The organism is Flavobacterium sp., assembly GCF_027531705.1.
GTDB lineage: Bacteria > Bacteroidota > Bacteroidia > Flavobacteriales > Flavobacteriaceae > Flavobacterium.
This window is the reverse complement of record NZ_JAPZSP010000010.1, coordinates 100,754-119,480: the sequence shown is the minus strand read 5'-3', so window position 1 is coordinate 119,480 and position 18,727 is coordinate 100,754. Positions and strand designations below refer to the sequence as shown.

Genomic DNA, 18,727 nt, shown 5'->3' with positions numbered 1-18,727 from the left:
ATAAAATGAGTGATCAAAAACAACCACAAGGACAAATAAATATAGAACTAGACGAAGCAACTGCTGAAGGAATCTATTCCAATCTAGCTATTATCAACCATTCTGCTTCAGAATTTGTTGTCGATTTCGTATGCATTATGCCCGGAACTCCGAAGTCTAAAGTAAAATCAAGAATCGTTTTAACGCCGCAACATGCCAAAAGACTGGTAAAAGCACTGGCAGAAAACGTACACCGATTTGAAATGGCGCATGGAGAAATCAAAGACTCTGAACAACCACCAATTCCTTTAAATTTTGGACCAACCGGTCAAGCGTAACAAACTACTCCTCAAGAAATTGGGGAGTTTTTTATTTAGTACAACTTGTATTGCTAAATTGTTAATATGTAATCTAAATTGGTTAACAAAATCTTAATACAAAAAGATACTTGGTGTGTACTATTTGAATTAACTTTGTAAAAAATATTTTTTAATATAAAACAATAAAAAAATGAAGAAAATTTTATTTTTAGTAACGTTTTTAAGTATTGCGTTAGGATATGGTCAAATATCCATTTCTGGTACTGGCGTTGCGAATACTTATTCGCAAAACTTTGATGCCTTAGCAATTACAGGAACTAGCAGCACGGTTCCTTCAGGCTGGGCATTTTCTGAGACAAGTGCAACCGCTCCAGCAAATACTCTATATACTGCAGGGACTGGTAGTGCTAATAGTGGTGATACTTATAGTTTTGGAACAGCTGCAAGTACTGAAAGAGCTTTTGGAGGACTTAGGTCAGGTTCAAATATTCCAACAATTGGAGCATCTTTTACCAATAATACGGGTGCAACAATTACTAGTTTAGTAATAACTTACAAAGGTGAAACTTGGAGAATTGGAGCATTAAATAGATCTGATAGATTGGATTTTCAATATTCAGTTAATGCTACCTCTTTAACAACAGGAACTTGGACAGATGAAAATACTTTAGATTATGCAAATCCTGGACAAGCTGTCGCTAATGGGTCTCAACTTCACATGGCCAACCTATCTTCTACAGTTTCAGGATTAGGAATAGTTAATGGAGCCACTTTCTGGATTAGATGGTCAGATTTTGATGCTACTGGAGCTGATGACGGTATGGCAATTGATGATTTTTCTATTTATGTAAATGGTGGCGGAGCTACAGCTCCAGAAATTAACATCAAAGGAAATGGTGCTTCTATCGTTGATGGTGCAACCCCTGCTTCTTTAGCCAATCACACATTATTCGGAACTGTTTCTACAAACACTTCTGTAACTAGAACTTATACTATCGAAAATCTTGGTTCTGCTGATTTAGTTTTACCTGCGAATCCTGTTTCGTTAACGCTTAGTAGTGCACAATATACTATTGCTCAGCCTGCTTCAACAACTATTGCGGCTGGAGGTTCAACTACTTTTTCTGTAACTTTTAATAGTGCTACAGCAGGTCTTTTTGATGATGGAATAGAAGTGTTAAGTAACGATGATGATGAAGCTAATTATTCATTTGATATTTCGGCAACGGCTGAAGCTCCAACTCCTGAAATTAACATCAGAGGAAATTCAACAAACATAGTTGATGGTGCTACAACACCATTGTTAGCAGACCATACTTCTTTTGGAACTCTAGCAACTGGTAATACTTTAACTAGAACGTATACAATTCAAAATACGGGTACTGGTAATTTAGTTTTAACGGCGCCTTATGTACAATTAGGTACTGCTAGTACTCAGTATACAATCACACAACCTGCTTTGACTACTATTCCACCAGCTGGTTCAACTACTTTCTCTGTTGCTTTTTCTAGCGCAACTGCTGGAACTTTCAACAATACTATCGAAGTGTTAAGTGACGATGCTGACGAAGCTACTTATTCATTCGCTATTACTGCTGATGCTGTAACATTAAACTTCCAACCAGGTGATATTAGCTTTGTAGGTGTAACTACTACATCTGATGCTTTTAGTTTTGTAAACTGGGTTGACATCCCTGTAAATGCTCAATTATCTTTTACTGATAATGCCTATAATGGGACTGCATTAAATTCTAATGAACAAACTTTGGTTTGGAGAAATAATACAGGTAGTGCAATTCCTTCTGGAACTGTAATTACAGTAACTTGCCCTGCAGCAGGTGCAGCTACAACTGATCTTGGTACGGTTATTTCAGGTTCATTAAATGGACTATCATCTGCTAATGAAAATGTATTTATCTTCGAAGGTTTGTCAACAACTCCTAACTTTATTTATGGTTTCTCTAATATCGCTTGGATAACAACAGGAACTGCAAGCACAAACACCTCTTATTTACCAGCTGCTTTAAATGTTGCTAACGGTAATTTAGTTACAGGAATATTAGATAATTATGAATATACTGATTCAAGATCAGGACAGATTGCTATAGTTCTTTATAAAAATACAGTAAACAACGCTGCTAATTGGACTGGAAGCAATACTGTTATTCCTCTAAGCAGTACTGATTTTACGTATGTACCAGTATTAACACAATTAAGCCCTTCAGCATGTGGTGTTACTTTGCCATTTGTTTATACTTCAATCACTTCAACAATTTTGCCAGCTGCAACTGGATACAGATTTGAAGTTACTAACCTAACTACTCCTGCTGATCCTGTTCAAGTAATAACTAAAAATGTTCACTGGTTCAGATTAACTGAATTACCTAGATACGACTATGGAACAGCTTATTCTGTTAAAGTAATGATGCAAGTTGGTGGTGTATGGTTAGGATATTATGGTAATGCTTGTATAGTAAATTCTCCAAGTGCACCTTCATTAGTAAGTCCATCTTGTGGTAGAAGCGTTGATTCAATGTTTGCTGATATAAAAACAACTGCATTAACTGGTGTTACTGGTTATAGATATAAAGTAACTAGTTCAGCTGGTGTTCAAATTTTAGACAGAACTTTCAACTGGTTTAGATTAAATCAATTGCCAATTTATACTTATGGTGATTCTTATACTGTTGAAATCGCAGTTAAAACAAGTGGTGCTTATTCTGCTTACAGTGAACCATGTGTAATTGGTGGACCTTCAATTCCTGCAATTACTTCATGTGGCCAAACGGTTGCTTTTGGTAGCTCAGTTCTAACTTCTGCACAATTTGGGGTTACACAATATTCTTTCAAAGTGGTGAATTTAACTACTTTGGCTGAGCAAATTATTAACAAACCAGTTAACAACTTCCCAACAGCATTGATACCAGGATATTCTACAGCTACTCAATATAGTATTTCAGTAGCAGTAACATCTAGTGGTGTTCAATCTGAATATGGAACTACTTGTACAATTAATACACCAGCACCATTTAGAATTGCTAAAGGAAATGTTGATGCTGAATTTAAAGCTGTTGGTTATCCAAACCCATTTGCTACTAACTTTACTTTGAATGTTACTACAACTAACGATCAAAATGTTAAAGTACAAGTATACGATATGATTGGAAAACAACTAGAAAACCTTGAAGTAAATGCTAACGAAAGTAGCGACTTACAACTAGGTGCTAACTATCCTGCTGGAGTTTACAATGTAATTGTTTCTCAAGGTGATACCGTTAAATCGGTTCGTATGATTAAAAGGTAATAGCTACCTAATACATACCTAAAAAGGCGCATGATTTTCATGCGCCTTTTTTTTGTTTTAATTAAGTAAGTTTCAATTTACTTTTTTGCGTTTTTAAACGAATAAATATGTAGTTCAACGATTTTATTATCAAATTGTAAACACGGGTTTTTATATCTCAATAAAAACTATAATTTTGCGAGTTGATAGTATTGGCAACTATAATTTTAAATGCTGATACTAAAATAATTAAATATTTTTATTTATGAATAATTTTACTCAATTTAATGTTACTGTAAAGTTTAACAAATTTTTGACAACAGTTGGTTTGCTACTAGCTTTGTTCTTTGGGAATGCTTCTTTTGGGCAGATTAATATAACTGCTGGTGGTTCTGCTGTTACTCAAAATTTTAATGCTATAGTTGGTTCGCCAGGTACTTTGCCTACTGAATGGACAGCACAGGCTAATACAACTGAGAGAACTATAACTAATTTTTCAGCATCTGCTTCAACTATTGGTCAAGTTGGTGGCAATTCTATGTCAACTTCTGCTACGGCGGGTATATATAGATACAATGCTAATAATGTTACATCGGAGTCTGCAATTGGAGGCTTGTCTTCTGGTAGTGCCAATAAAACAGTTACATTATATACGCGTTTAAGAAATAATGCGGCAACTGCTATTGGAAATTTTACAATTTCATATAATGTGGAAAAATTCAGAAATGGTTCAAATGCTGCAGGTTTTTCTATAGAGTTATTTTATTCAACAAATGGTACTTTTTGGACATCTTGTGGAGCAGATTTTACAACAAGTTTTGCTGCTGATGCTAATAATAATGGTTTTGCAACATCTCCAGGTTCTACAGTTGCAGTAACTTCTAAAACATATACTCCATCAGTTGCAATTGCTCAAAATGGAGTTGTGTATTTTGCATGGAGGTATTCTGTGACATCAGGTGCAACTACAAGTAACGCTCAAGCTTTAGGGGTTGATGATATTAGTATTACTGCAAATGCTTCTATAAGTGCTCCAACTGTAACTACAACTTCAGTTTCTGCAATAACCACAACTTCAGCTTCTTCAGGAGGAGATGTTACTGCTGACGGTGGTGCTACTGTTTCAGCGAGAGGAGTTGCTTTTGGAACTTCAGCCAATCCAACAACAGGAACTTCAAATGGAAGCGGTACAGGAACATTTACAAGTTCATTGACTAGCTTATCGCCAAACACACAATATTTTTATCGTGCTTATGCAACAAATAGTGTAAATACAGCTTATGGAACAGAATCAAGTTTTTACACATCTGCTAATACTCCAAATGCTGTAACTGTTGCAAATCCGCAAACTTCAACATTAGATGTTACAATAGCTACTACCGATGGAAATCCTACTTCAACTGAATATGCTATTCAAGAAACAACAGGTTCATTATATGTTCAAGCTAACGGTAGTCTTGGTGCTTCTGCTGTTTGGCAAACTGCTGCAACATGGGCAACTAAAACTGTAATAGGTTTAACGGGAAATACAACTTATACATTTCAAACTAAAGCTCGTAATGGTGCAAATGCTGAAACGGCTTTTGGAGCAACAGCTTCTGGAACTACTTTAGCCGTTCAAACGGTTGATTGGTGTAATATCCAACCTTTAGTTACTAATACTTTCCCTGAAGGAGGAAGTACACTTGTTTATGCAAGAGTTTATGAAGGAGGTATTACTAATGCTGCTGGTGAAGGAACTGCAATTGATGCTTGGATAGGATACAGCCCAACTAACGGAACACCTGATAATACATGGACTTGGGTAGCTGCTCCTTATTTTGGAGATGATGGTTCTAATAATGATGAATATTCAACTACAATAGGTTCAGGATTAACACCTGGAACTTATTATGTTGTTTCAAGATTCAGTATTAATGGAGGGACATTTGTTTACGGTGGTGTAAATAACAATATATGGTCATCAACAGCTGATTCAGCAGTAATGACTGTTACTTCTAACGTGGTTGATTTTGCCAATGTGCAATTCCCAACTTCGGGTACAATAACACAAGGTGATAATTTTAATGTTTATGCCAAAGTATATGAGCCAGGTGTTACAAACACAGGAAGTCCTGGTTCTGGAATCACAGCTTGGATTGGATATAGCTCATCTAATATTAACCCTAACTCAGGCTCTTGGACATGGGTACCAGCAACTTTTAATGCTGATCAAGGAAATGATGATGAATATGTTGCAAATATTGGTTCAAGTTTAACACCTGGGGTATATTATTATGCTTCAAGATTTCAAAAAACGGGAAGTTCTCAATATGTTTATGGAGGAACAGCTGGTGTTTGGAATAACGATAATGGTACTTTAACTGTTAATCAAGCTATTCCTGTAGTTACTACAGCTACGCCATCAGGTACATACAATGTTGTGTTTAGTTACAATATTGTTGCTACTAATGCTCCAACATCATATGCAATAAGTTCAGGAACATTGCCAACTGGTTTATCACTTAATACTACTACTGGTGAAATTACTGGTACACCAACAGCCGCTGGTTCTTTTTCTGTAGATGTAACTGCTACAAATGGTGGAGGAACTAGTTTACCTGCAACTCTTTCATTTACAATTGCAAAAGCAAATCAAACAATAACTTTTGGTGCACTAGCTTCGGCTACAACGGCAACAGCTCCTTTTGCATTAACTGGAACAGCATCGTCTGGATTAACAGTAACTTATGCAAGTTCAAATACAGCTGTAGCAACAATTTCTGGAAATACAGTTACAATTGTAGCTCCAGGAACTACTACTATAACAGCTTCTCAAGCAGGTGATACCAACTATAATCCAGCAACTGTCGTTAATCAAAACTTAGTTGTAACTTATCCTGTAATTGCGGGATGGGATTTTACAGGTGTTGGTACTACAACAATTGCATCATTAGCTGCAACAACTTTCAATAACAATTTAGACAATTCGACAACTTTAAGTAATGTTACAAGAGGTGCTGGGGCTGCTTGGAGTACAGCAGGTAATAGTTTCAGAACACAAGGTTTTCAAAATAATGGAATTTCAACCGCAAATACTGATTATTTCCAAACCACTTTAAAAACAGATTTAGGATATTCATTAAATTTATCAAACATTGGAGCTAATTTTTCGGGTACTGCATCATTTGCTAATTCTCCTGGAGTTTCGAGTCAATTTGCTTATAGTTTAGATGGTACAACTTTTACATTAATTGGTTCGCCAACAGTAACGATTGGAACTCCAGCTACTTTAGCAATTGATTTATCAGGAGTTACAGCATTACAAAATCTTCCTTCAGGAACAACAGTTACTTTTAGATATTACGCATCAGGTCAAACAACAACAGGAGGTTGGGGATTTAATTCTCCATCATCAGGAACAAATGGTCTAGCTTTTAATGGTACTATCGTTTGTGTTGATCCAGTTGCTTACACTGTTACAGGTACTGGGTCTTTATGTGCTGGTGGTGCAGGAGTTGCTGTTGGGCTATCTAATTCTCAATTAGGAGTTAGCTATCAGTTAAAAAGAGATGGTTCTAATGTAGGTAGTTTAGTAGCAGGAACTGGAACAGCTCTTGCATTCGGAAATCAAACAGTAGCTGGAACATATACAGTAGAAGCAACAAATGTTGCATGTAGTATTAATTTAACAATGACAGGAAATGCAGTAGTTACTGTTAATCCTCTTCCAACTTTAGATTCAATTACAGCTACTGCTGCTTGTATAAACACTCCATCAACTGTTACAATGACAGGATTGTTACCAAATACTGCAGGTTCATTTACTTATACTAATTCTATGACTGGACCTTTAGTTACTGTTGTTTCAGGAACTTCTGATGCTAGTGGTAATTTTAGTTTTGTTACTCCAAACCTTCCAGCTGTTGCCAACGGAGCTATTATCACTATTACCAGCGGTACTGTTACTGCGACTGGTTGTACAACAACTTTTAGTGGTAAAACTGTTTCGGTTGTAGTTGGTAAAGTAACAACTTGGACGGCAGGTTCTCCTAATTTTTGGGATAATGGCACTCCAACAAGTATAGATACAGCTGTTATTGCTGCAAATTATTCTGAAGTTGCTGATGTAAATGCATGTAACTTAACGGTAAATAATAATGCTATCGTGTCAATTCCATCTTTAAGAAATGTTAGTTTAGAGGGTGCTTTGACTGTAAGTTCAGGAACTTTTACCCTAGAAAATAACGCAAACCTTATTCAAAATGCTGATGTAAATAACTCAGGAAGTATTATTGTTAAACGCGAAAGTGCACCAATTAATAGATTAGATTATACATTATGGTCTTCTCCAGTTGATGGACAAATGCTAAAAGCATTTTCACCAGGTACAGTTTCAGATCGTTTTTATTTCTTCAACCCTACATCAACTCCTATTGGAGGTAGTGCAGGTCAAGGAGCTTTTCAAGTAGTTCCTACACCATTAAGTACACCATTTGCTGAAGGGAATGGATATTTAATTCGTGCTTCTAATTGGTTCGCTAATGCACCAGCTCCAGAAGTTAATTGGATGGGAACTTTTACAGGTGTACCAAATAATGGGAATGTGAGCTTATCTGTTGCTAGTGGTACGTATAATGCAGTTGGAAATCCTTACCCATCAACAATAAATGCGGATGAATTTATTACAGCTAATAATTTAACGGAGGCTTTATATTTCTGGAGAAAGAAAAATAGTTCTACTAGTCCATCTTATGCTACCTATACTTTAGCTGGTGGAGTTGGTACAGCTGCTAATACTGCAGGAGGATCTTCTGTAGTTCCAAATGGAATTATACAAGTTGGACAAGGATTTATTGCTAAAGCTACTTCAACATCATTGAATTTTACAAATGCAATGAGAAATGGTGAATTGAGCACACAATTCTTTAGAACTAGTTCGATAGAAAGAAGTAGAGTGTGGTTAAACTTGTCTGATAATAATGGTTTTGTTAACCAAGCACTAGTTGCTTATATGCCATCTGCTACAACAGGAATCGATGCTGCAATAGACGGTCGTTTCTTAGAAAATAATATTCCAACTCAATTGAGCTCATTAATCAACGGAGAAGAATTTGCAGTACAAGGAAAACCAGTATTTACAGCTTCAGATGTAGTTGCTTTAGGATTCAAAACACAAACGGAAGGCAACTACACAATAGCAATTGACCATGTAGATGGATTGTTTGCTAATGGACAAGAAGTTTTCTTAAAAGATAATGTAACTAATGCAGTTCATAATTTAACTAATGAACCGTATAACTTTACTGCTCCTGCTGGTACAGCAAATACAAGATTTGAAATTGTTTACCAATCTACATTGGCAACTCAAAACCCTGTTTTAAATGAAAACATGGTTGCTGTTTACAAACAAAACCAAAATTTAGTAGTAAACACAGGTGCTATTCAAATGAAAGACGTAAAAGTTTACGACATACAAGGAAGATTGTTAGTAGAACAAAAAGACGTTAATGCTGCAACAGCTAAATTGGCTATTAGTTCAACTAATCAAGTATTGATTGTTAAAGTAACAGCTAAAGATTCTTCAGTAGTTACTAAGAAAGTATTGTTCTAAAAATTTACTAAATTTTTTATAAAAGCCTCTTTAGCAATAAAGAGGCTTTATTTTTTGCTTATTTTCATCCAAAAAATTGGAATATTTTTTTAAATCTGTGTTTACTTATTTTTTGTTCGCACGTATATTCTTATTTTTAAATCAAAAAAATGCATTTCATCGATTTTTTATTCAATTGAAATATTTTTGGAATAATTTTGCCACTTTTTTGCAAGCACAACTGGCATAAGAAGTTGTTAATTTTAAAAAATTTATTTTGAAAATGAAGTTTTTTGCAAGTTTAGGTTTTTTTATGTTGGGTTTAGTAGGTTTTTCACAATGTAATTATACTGGAACACCCTTAACTCAAGTTGGTACAACAAATATATTTTGCATTGATAATACAACCACAATTACAACGTCTAGTGTTCGCGCAGGACAATATGTTGTTGTTAATGTTGTAAAAGGATTTAATTATACCTTTTCTATTGGAAATGCTTTCTTTTTTGAAAATGAGAATTTGACAATTCTTAATGCTTCGACTAATGCTAGTCTTGGCGCTTTTGCCTCTTCTTTCTCAGGAGCGTCAATAACTTGGACAGCAAGTTTATCAGGCTCAATTAAAATTTTAGTGTCAAAAGGGAATTGTGTTAATGACAATTCTGCTGGTGGCGCTCTAACCTTGAAGTTAAATTCAATTGGAAACACACAAGATTCGCAAGCAGCTTTTGGTGTTAATCAATGGATTGGACATGTTTACAACTGGACAGGAAATGCACCGCCGGGAGGAACTTCACCAACAACTATATCAGCTACAACTCCTTTTGTTGGTGCTAACTATGCCGGAAATTATGCAATCAATTCTGAAACAATTGCAGAAACTTTTGGAGGTAATGGAGCTTGTTTTCCTCTAAATTCAAATGGAAATAATGTAACAAATATTTATACCGAACAATTTGCCGTTAGATACAGAATGAGGTCTACCAAAGTTGGTTGCTATATGGCTACTTTCAGCGGAGACGACGGAATTCGTGTTTATGTGGATGGAGTAAGAATATTTGATGAATGGAAAGAACAAGGTGTATCGGCTTATGGAAATGTTATGCTATATTTAACTGGAAACAGTGAAATTGTTTTTGATTATTATGAAAATGGAGGAGGAAATGTGGTAAATTTTAGTCTTGCTCCTTTCGATCCAAGTTCTAATTCTATATCATCTACAGTAACTTCTGTAAATAGCGGTTCTGCACCTGGAATAATCACAGGAACAAATTATGTTTATTCTGGTACTGTCGTAAATCCAACAATCTCCTATCAATGGCAATCTTCTACAAATGGTGTTACCTTTACAAATATTAGTGGTGCAACTTCCAAAGATTATACACCACTTGCAATAACAAATTCAACTACTGTTGCCACTAGTTACAGACGATTAGTAACTGCTTCTGCTGCTTCACAATCATGTGTTTATATAAGCAATGTTGTTGTTATAAATACAATTGCATTTGAGCCATGTTCTTATTCAAACACAATGACACAAGTAGGAGCATTAAATACTTTTTGTATAGATAGTTCAAATACAATTTATTCACCAACGGTTAATGCTGGACAATATTTACTAATCGATATTGTAAAAGGTTTTACTTATACTTTTTCAGTTGGTAATGTCTTTCCTTCTGATGTAGAAACTTTGACAGTTATAGATGCTGCAACAAACTTAAATATTGGTTCTACGGCATTTTCGTATGGATTAAATGGGACATCTTTAACCTGGACAGCAATATTTTCAGGACAAATAAAGTTGCTTCTAAGCAAAGGTGGATGCGTAAATAATAACTCTGCTGGAGGAATGATTACGTTAGTTTTAAATAGTATTGGGAACACACAGGATTCGCAATTGGCTTTTGGAAATGATAATTGGGTTGGGCATGTTTATAATTGGACAGGAACTTCTCCAGCTGCTACAAATCCAACTACACCAGCTTCTGTAACGCCATTTATAGATGCAAATTATGCTGGATATTATACTATTCCAACCGAAACTATTACCGAAAATTTTACAGGCGACTTCGTTTGTTTCCCAATATATTCAAATGGAGCTGTAAGAACAAGTATTTATACACAACAATATGCCGTTAGATATAGAATGCATTCAACTAAAACTGGATGCTATATGGCTAACTTTAGCGGAGATGATGGTGTTAGAGTATATGTTAATGGTGTAAAAGTATTTGATGAATGGAAAGAACAAGCACCAACTTCTTATGGTAACGTTTTACTTTATTTAAATGGAAATAGTGATATCGTTTTTGATTATTATGAAAATGGAGGAAATAATATTGTCAACTTTAGTTTGACGCCTTTTGTTATAGATTCGAATACACTTGTAGCAACAAATACTGCTGTTTGTTCAGGTAATTCGCCAGGCTTGATTAATGGAACTTCGTATGTTTATAATGGAAATACAACCAATCCATCAATCTCTTTTCAATGGCAAATTTCAACTAATAATAGCACTTTTACAAATATTTCTGGAGCAACTACTGAAGATTATACACCAATAGCTATTACGGCGACTGGTACAAATGCAGTGAGATATTACAGAAGAATTGTTAGTGCAGTTGGAACAAATGCAAATAGTTGTTTTTCTACAAGTAACGTAATTACAATAATAACAAGTCCAACCGGAAATCCTGCAACACCAAGTGTTATTTCAGGAGTAACTATTCAATGTCCGTCTGCAACAAATCAGACATACAGTGTTGCAAATGTGACGAATGCAACTTCTTATGCATGGACAGTGCCAACAGGATGGACAATTACTTCAGGAAATACAACTAACACAATAACTGTTACAGCAGGAACAATAGGACAAAACGGAAATATAACGGTTAGAGCAATTAATGGTTGTGGTACAAGTGGAACTAGAACTCTAGCGGTTACTGTAACAACTTTACCTACAGTAGGAACTGTTTCGGCTAATCAAACAATTTGCGCAGGTGCTCTGCCAGCATCCATTACATTGTCTGGTAATACAGGAACAATCCAATGGCAATCATCGCTTGATAATGCCACTTTCTCCAACATTACTGGAGCTACAACTGCAACATTAGCAGCAGCAACAATTGGAAATCTTTCTGTTACAAAATATTTTAGAGCGGTAGTAACTGGCGGATGTACATCGTTAAATTCAAATGTTGTAAGAATCACGGTTACTCCAACAGCTATAGGAGGAACGGTTTCAAATAATCAAACAATTTGTTCTAATAAATTACCAGATGATTTGGTACTGTCGGGAAATGTTGGAGCTGTTGTAAAATGGCAAAAAGCTACTAATAGTTCATTTACTTTACCAGTTGATATTGGAAATAATACTACAGTTTTATCAGGTGAAAGTATAGGGTTTCTTAATGTAACAACTTATTTTAGAGCTGTTATCCAAAGTGGAAGTTGTTCTAATGCAATTTCAAGTTATGTAACAATCACTGTTGGAGGAACCTCAGTTTGGAATGGAACAAGCTGGAATGTAGAACCAACTGGATATTCAAGTTTGGTTTTTAATGACAATTTTAATTCAACAGCATCTATTTCAGGTTGTAGTTGTACTGTCAATAGCGGAAACGTAGTCATCAACTCAGGTCATAACATGACAGTAGGTGGAAGTGTTGCCGTAAACGGAGGAACATTGACTTTTGAGAGCAATGCAAATCTTGTTCAAACAACAAATGCTCAAAATACCGGAGCTATCAGTATTAAAAGAAAAACAGAACCGTTAATGCGTTTAGATTATGTTTTGTGGTCAGCACCTGTTGTGGGACAACAATTGCAATCTTTTTCAACTGGTACTGTTGCTAACAGATTTTACACTTATAGCCCATCAACAAATTTATATGAAGTTGTTGCTTCACCATCTGCAACCAATTTTACTACTGGAAAAGGATATTTAATAAGAATGTCTAATTGGCATCCTACAACACCAACGATTTGGCAAGGTACTTTTACTGGTGTTCCAAATAATGGTACTGTAACAATTCCTGTAACTAGCGGAACTTATAATGCAATTGGAAATCCATATCCTTCAACAATAGATACTGATACTTTTATAGTCCAAAATAATATAACAGAAGCAATTTATTTATGGAGAAAAACCAATAATGATGCTAATACATCTTATGCAACTTATACTTTAGCGGGTGGAACTAGAACAAAATCAAATGCTGGTGATCCACTAGGTTTAGTGCCAAATGGAACACTACAAGTAGGGCAAGGGTTTATTGTAAAAGCAACATCTTCAACAATTTCATTTACTAACAATATGAGAGTGGCTGATAATGGTAATCAATTTTTTAGAACAGCCGCTAACAATAAAAGTAGAATTTGGTTAAACCTTACAAATGCTGCTGGATTGTTTAGCCAAACAATGATTGCTTATATGCCAACTGCCACTTTAGGAATTGACACTGCTATTGATGGTCATTATTTTAATGATAGCCAAACAGCTTTGACTTCAATTATAAATGGTGAAGAATTCTCTGTGCAAGGAAGACCAACTTTTAATGCTTCTGATGTAGTCTTATTAGGATTTAAAGCACAAACAGCAGGTGAGTTTACAATAAGCATTGATAATATAGATGGTTTGTTTGCCGAAGGACAAGAGATTTTCCTAAAAGATAATTTAACAAATACTATTCATAATTTCTCAAATGGTTCTTATTCATTTGCTTCAGAAGTAGGTGTTTTTAATACAAGATTTGAAATTATTTACCAATCTACTTTAGCAACACAAACACAGGTTTTAGATGCAAATAATGTGATAGTTTACAAACAAGATCAGTACATTGTTATAAACACTGGAAAAGTGAAAATGAATAAAGTTAGAGTATACGACATTAATGGAAGACTTTTGTTGGAAGAAAAAAATATAAATGCTTCAACTACTAAAGTGTCTACAAAAGCAACTAATCAAGTTGTGATCGTACAAATAACTACAATAGATGATGTTGTGATTAATAAAAAAGTAATAAACTAAAACAAACTATATATTTTGGAAAAGCCTTTTCATTTTTGGAAAGGCTTTTTTATTTATTGTTGCCACAAAAAAAATCCGTTTAGAAACCTAAACGGATTTTTGCTATTTAAACTTAGTATTTCTACAAGTGAATTACTTCTCCATAAGCATCAGCAACAGCTTCCATAACCGCTTCACTCATAGTTGGGTGTGGATGTATTGCTTTTAGGATTTCGTGTCCAGTTGTTTCTAGTTTTCTTGCTACAACTGCTTCTGCAATCATGTCGGTAACACCAGCACCAATCATGTGACAACCTAACCATTCGCCGTATTTGGCATCAAAAATTACTTTTACAAAACCATCAGAAGCACCTGCTGCTTTTGCTTTTCCAGATGCTGAGAATGGGAATTTTCCAATTTTCAATTCGTATCCTTTTTCTTTAGCTTGTTTTTCGGTCAAACCTACTGAAGCAATTTCTGGAGTTGCATAAGTACAACCAGGAACGTTTCCGTAATCAATTGGTTCTACGTGTAAGCCTGCGATTTTTTCAACACAGTTAATTCCTTCAGCAGAAGCAACGTGAGCCAATGCTTGCCCAGGAGTTACATCACCAATCGCATAATAACCAGGAACATTAGTTTGGTTATAAGCATTTACCAAAATTTTATCTTTATCAGTTGCAATTCCAACTTCTTCAAGACCAATGTTTTCTATGTTTGTTTTAATTCCAACTGCCGAAAGTAAAATATCTGCTTCTAAAACTTCTTCACCTTTTGCTGTTTTTACATAAGCTTTTACACCAGCACCAGAAGTATCAATGCGTTCAACAGACGAACTTGTCATGATTGAAACACCCGCTTTTTTCATTGAACGTTCCATTTGTTTAGAAATATCTTCATCTTCAACAGGAACGATATTTGGCATAAATTCTACAATAGTAACATTTGTTCCCATTGAGTTATAAAAATGAGCAAACTCAACACCAATAGCTCCAGAACCAACAATAATCATCGATTTTGGTTGAGTTGGCAACGTCATTGCTTGTCTGTAACCAATAACTTTTACACCATCTTGAGGCAAGTTAGGCAATTCTCTTGAGCGAGCACCAGTTGCAATGATAATGTGGTCAGCTGAATATTCAGTTACTTTTCCGTCAGCAGCAGTTACATCAACTTTTTTTCCAGGTTTTAGTTTTCCGAAACCTTCGATAACGTCAATTTTATTTTTTTTCATCAAAAATTGAACACCTTTACTCATTCCATCTGCAACACTTCGGCTTCTTCCAACAACAGCTCCAAAATCTTTATCATACGAAGAAACAGTTAATCCATAATCGGAAGCATGTTTTAAATAGTCAAAAACTTGAGCAGATTTTAACAACGCTTTTGTTGGGATACAACCCCAATTTAAACAAACGCCACCAAGATTTTCTTTTTCTACAACAGCTACTTTAAAGCCTAATTGTGAGGCACGAATAGCAGTAACATATCCGCCTGGTCCACTTCCTAAAACTATAATATCGTATTTCATTTCTTGTATGATTTTCTAAATTAATTGAGATTGCAAAATTAGTAAAAAAGTTTAAAAGTTTAAGAGTTTAAAGGTTTAAAAGTTTATGAGTTTAAAAGCGTCTAACTTCCAACTCATCAATCAACAATTCCACTTCTTTTTTTTGTTCGGCATATTTGAGTTGCAATTCTGAATCTTCTCCCATTCGAGCATAATATTCTAATCCTTTTTTGGCAAAAAATAGTTTGTGAAAAGTCGAGATTTCAAGTGTTTCAGGAAATTCTTTGTGAAAATTCATTTCGTAATAGGCTTGCCATTCTCTTTCATTTTTATCTTCAACATAAGGTTTAACCGTTTTTTGACGTACATGAACCATTTCGTGTGTTAGTAAGCATAGCATTAAGGGTAAAGGAAATTCAAAGGTGTTTTCGGGTACTCTCAAAATTTGAGGTTCTCCAAAATTTCCTTCGGTAGTCATCAAAATAAAATCGGGTTTGGCAACTTCTCGTAATTCAATTCTTTTGAGATTGGGAGTTTCTAAATTGAATTTCTTCAAAAGCCATAAAGTTGCATCTATCGTTCTTCCTTCAGAATGAAAGATGTCTATTTTATTTTTTATTTTTTTGAATTCCATAAAATTCCTACTTACGAGCTAACTTTTTTACTACAGAAACTATTGTAGTAGCAATGATTGAACCTATAAATGCTAAAAAAATATCTTTTTGGGCATCCCAAATATCGCCTTGCGTTCCTAAATAGGCATCGCCTTGCGCTTTGAAGAAAACATCGGCAACTGCCCATTCTATCAATTCATAAAATCCACTAACCGATAATGTGATTTCAATAGGCAATGTCCATGCAACCCAACTTGGGAATTTTAACCATTTCAAGAACATTTCGCGCATTGGATAAGCTAATAAAAAGCCAAAACTGAAATGTACAATTCTATCATAATGATTTCGGGATAAATCCAAAGCATCTTTCAACCAATAGCCAAACGGATTTTCGGCATAAGTATATTTGGAACCATAAACATGAAGACACAAATAAACGCAAACTAGCAAATAACTCAAGTCGCTAAATTGAAATTTTTTGTAGCTAAAACCCAAAAATCCTAAGAAAAGAAAAACCAAAGTGTTTTCGAGAATCCAGTTGGCAGTATCAGTATTTCCGATATAGGAATTTGCCCAATTGATTAGAAAAACAACGATGAATAATTTAAGCCAATTATTTTTCTTTAGTGGAATTCTTTCCTCTGAAATTGCAATTGTAAATGCCATATTTTATTTTGAATTTAGTTAGCGATTGCTACAGAAAACTGTGAATCGTATAGTTTTTTATAATAGCCGTCGGTTCTAGTAATTAGTTCTTGATGCGTTCCTTGTTCAACAATTAAACCTTTGTCCATAACAATAATAGTGTCTGCATTCATAATAGTTGCCAATCGGTGTGCAATTACTATTGAAGTTCTGTCTTTAGTGATGGTTTCGGTTGCTCTCTGAATCAATTCTTCGCTGTAAGTATCGATAGAAGATGTGGCTTCATCCAAAATTAAAATACTCGGATTGCTGACATAAGCTCTCAAAAAAGCAATTAATTGTCGTTGTCCTGATGATAGCATAATTCCGCGTTCTTTCACGTTATAATCGTAGTTGTCTGGCAAACTCATAATGAAATCGTGAACACCAATTTTCTTAGCAGCTTCAACAACTTGCTCACGTGAAATTTCGGGATGATTGAGTGTTATGTTATTCAAAATAGTATCAGCAAAAAGAAAAACGTCTTGCAAAACCACCGCAATTTGTTTTCTAATAGAACTCAGAGAGTACTCTTTAACATTGTGATTATCAATGAAAATCGAGCCACTATTAATTTCGTAAAAACGATTCAAAAGATTGATAATGGTTGATTTTCCTGCGCCAGTAGCACCTACAATTGCAATTGTTTCGCCAGGATTTACTTTGAAACTTATTCCTTTTATCACTTCTTCATTGGCCAAATAACCAAAATGAACATCTTTAAATTCAATTGAACCTTTAAAAACTGGTGCTTCAACCGTTCCTGTATCTTGAATTTGGTCGTCGGTATCTAGAATATCAAAAACTCTGTTAGCAGCAATCATTCCCATTTGCATCTCGTTGAATTTATCTGCAATTTGTCGCAATGGATTAAACAACATTCCGATAAACATAGTATAGGAAAACAAATCGCCAAAAGTGGTAAAGTGATCGCCATTCAAAATCTTAATGCCGCCATAAAGCACTACAAAACCTAATGTTAGCGACGAAATAATATCGGCAATTGGAAAAAATATAGAGTTATATAAAATTGTTTTTATCCATGCTTTGTTGTGCTTTTGATTGATTTCGCTAAACTTTTCGGCTTCAATAGTTTCACGGTTAAAAAGTTGAACGATTTTCATACCTGTTACGCGTTCTTGTACAAACGTGTTGAGGTTGGCAATTTGGGTACGTACTTCTTCAAAAGCTACTTGCATTTTCTTTTGAAATATTCGGGTGAAATAAACCAAAATCGGCATGGCAACAATAACAATCCAAGTTAATCGCCAGTTCATGTAGAACATAAAAAGGAGAACAACCAACATTTTCATCAAGTCACTTATAATCATAAAAAGGCCTTGACTGAATATTTTTGCAATCGCTTCAATATCAGAAACCGAACGGGTTACTAGTTGACCAACAGGCGCATTGTCATAATATTTCATTCTAAAACTCAACATGTGTTTGAAAAGTTTTATGCGAATGTCTTTTACAATATCTTGCCCTAACCAGTTGGCCCAATAAACAAAATAAAATTGAGAAAAAACTTCTGCCATAAGAACAAGTATCATCAGGATTATATAGAAAAGTAATCCTTGCTGATCGTGCGTTTTGATATAACCATCAACAGTTTGCTTGAGTAAATAGGGGCGAAGTGCTGCAAAAATAGACAACGACACGGCAAAAATAATCACACCATTAAAACGCCATTGAAAGGGTTTGGTGTATTTAAGAATTCGTTTGAATATGTTAGTGTCGAATGCTTTCGCTTTCAT

8 protein-coding genes are annotated in these 18,727 nt (G+C 34.9%); 4 read left to right on the top strand and 4 right to left on the bottom strand.

Annotation, left to right across the window (positions count from 1 at the left end; genetic code table 11):
• The first annotated feature begins 5 nt into the window (after window positions 1-5).
• The 4 genes from O9267_RS04965 to O9267_RS04950 all read left to right on the top strand — a co-directional run bounded on the left by O9267_RS04965 (window position 6) and on the right by O9267_RS04950 (window position 14,183).
• Window positions 6-317, top strand: a complete 312-nt coding sequence (locus O9267_RS04965; RefSeq protein ID WP_298176754.1) for a DUF3467 domain-containing protein — start codon at window positions 6-8, stop codon at window positions 315-317.
• A gap of 172 nt (window positions 318-489) precedes the next feature.
• Window positions 490-3,603: a choice-of-anchor D domain-containing protein gene (locus O9267_RS04960; RefSeq protein WP_298176752.1), complete on the top strand. Its 3,114-nt coding sequence runs from the start codon at window positions 490-492 to the stop codon at window positions 3,601-3,603.
• A 244-nt stretch (window positions 3,604-3,847) separates the two neighbouring features.
• The gene (locus O9267_RS04955; RefSeq protein WP_298176750.1) at window positions 3,848-9,175 is read left to right on the top strand and encodes a T9SS sorting signal type C domain-containing protein; all 5,328 of its coding nucleotides are present in this window, start codon (window positions 3,848-3,850) and stop codon (window positions 9,173-9,175) included.
• A gap of 262 nt (window positions 9,176-9,437) precedes the next feature.
• Window positions 9,438-14,183, top strand: coding sequence for a PA14 domain-containing protein (locus O9267_RS04950; RefSeq protein WP_298176749.1), 4,746 nt, complete (start codon window positions 9,438-9,440; stop codon window positions 14,181-14,183).
• 121 nt (window positions 14,184-14,304) lie between these two features.
• Here the strand turns inward: O9267_RS04950 and lpdA are convergent, their stop codons facing one another.
• The 4 genes from lpdA to O9267_RS04930 form a co-directional block, all read right to left on the bottom strand.
• Window positions 14,305-15,693 (bottom strand): dihydrolipoyl dehydrogenase, encoded by a 1,389-nt coding sequence (gene lpdA / locus O9267_RS04945; protein WP_298176748.1) that lies wholly within the window; start codon window positions 15,691-15,693, stop codon window positions 14,305-14,307.
• A gap of 91 nt (window positions 15,694-15,784) precedes the next feature.
• On the bottom strand, window positions 15,785-16,306 hold the full coding sequence (locus tag O9267_RS04940) for a hypothetical protein (RefSeq protein WP_298176746.1): 522 nt from the start codon (window positions 16,304-16,306) through the stop codon (window positions 15,785-15,787).
• A 7-nt stretch (window positions 16,307-16,313) separates the two neighbouring features.
• Window positions 16,314-16,952 (bottom strand): DUF2238 domain-containing protein, encoded by a 639-nt coding sequence (locus O9267_RS04935; RefSeq protein WP_298176744.1) that lies wholly within the window; start codon window positions 16,950-16,952, stop codon window positions 16,314-16,316.
• A gap of 14 nt (window positions 16,953-16,966) precedes the next feature.
• On the bottom strand, window positions 16,967-18,727 hold the full coding sequence (locus tag O9267_RS04930) for an ABC transporter ATP-binding protein (RefSeq protein ID WP_298176741.1): 1,761 nt from the start codon (window positions 18,725-18,727) through the stop codon (window positions 16,967-16,969).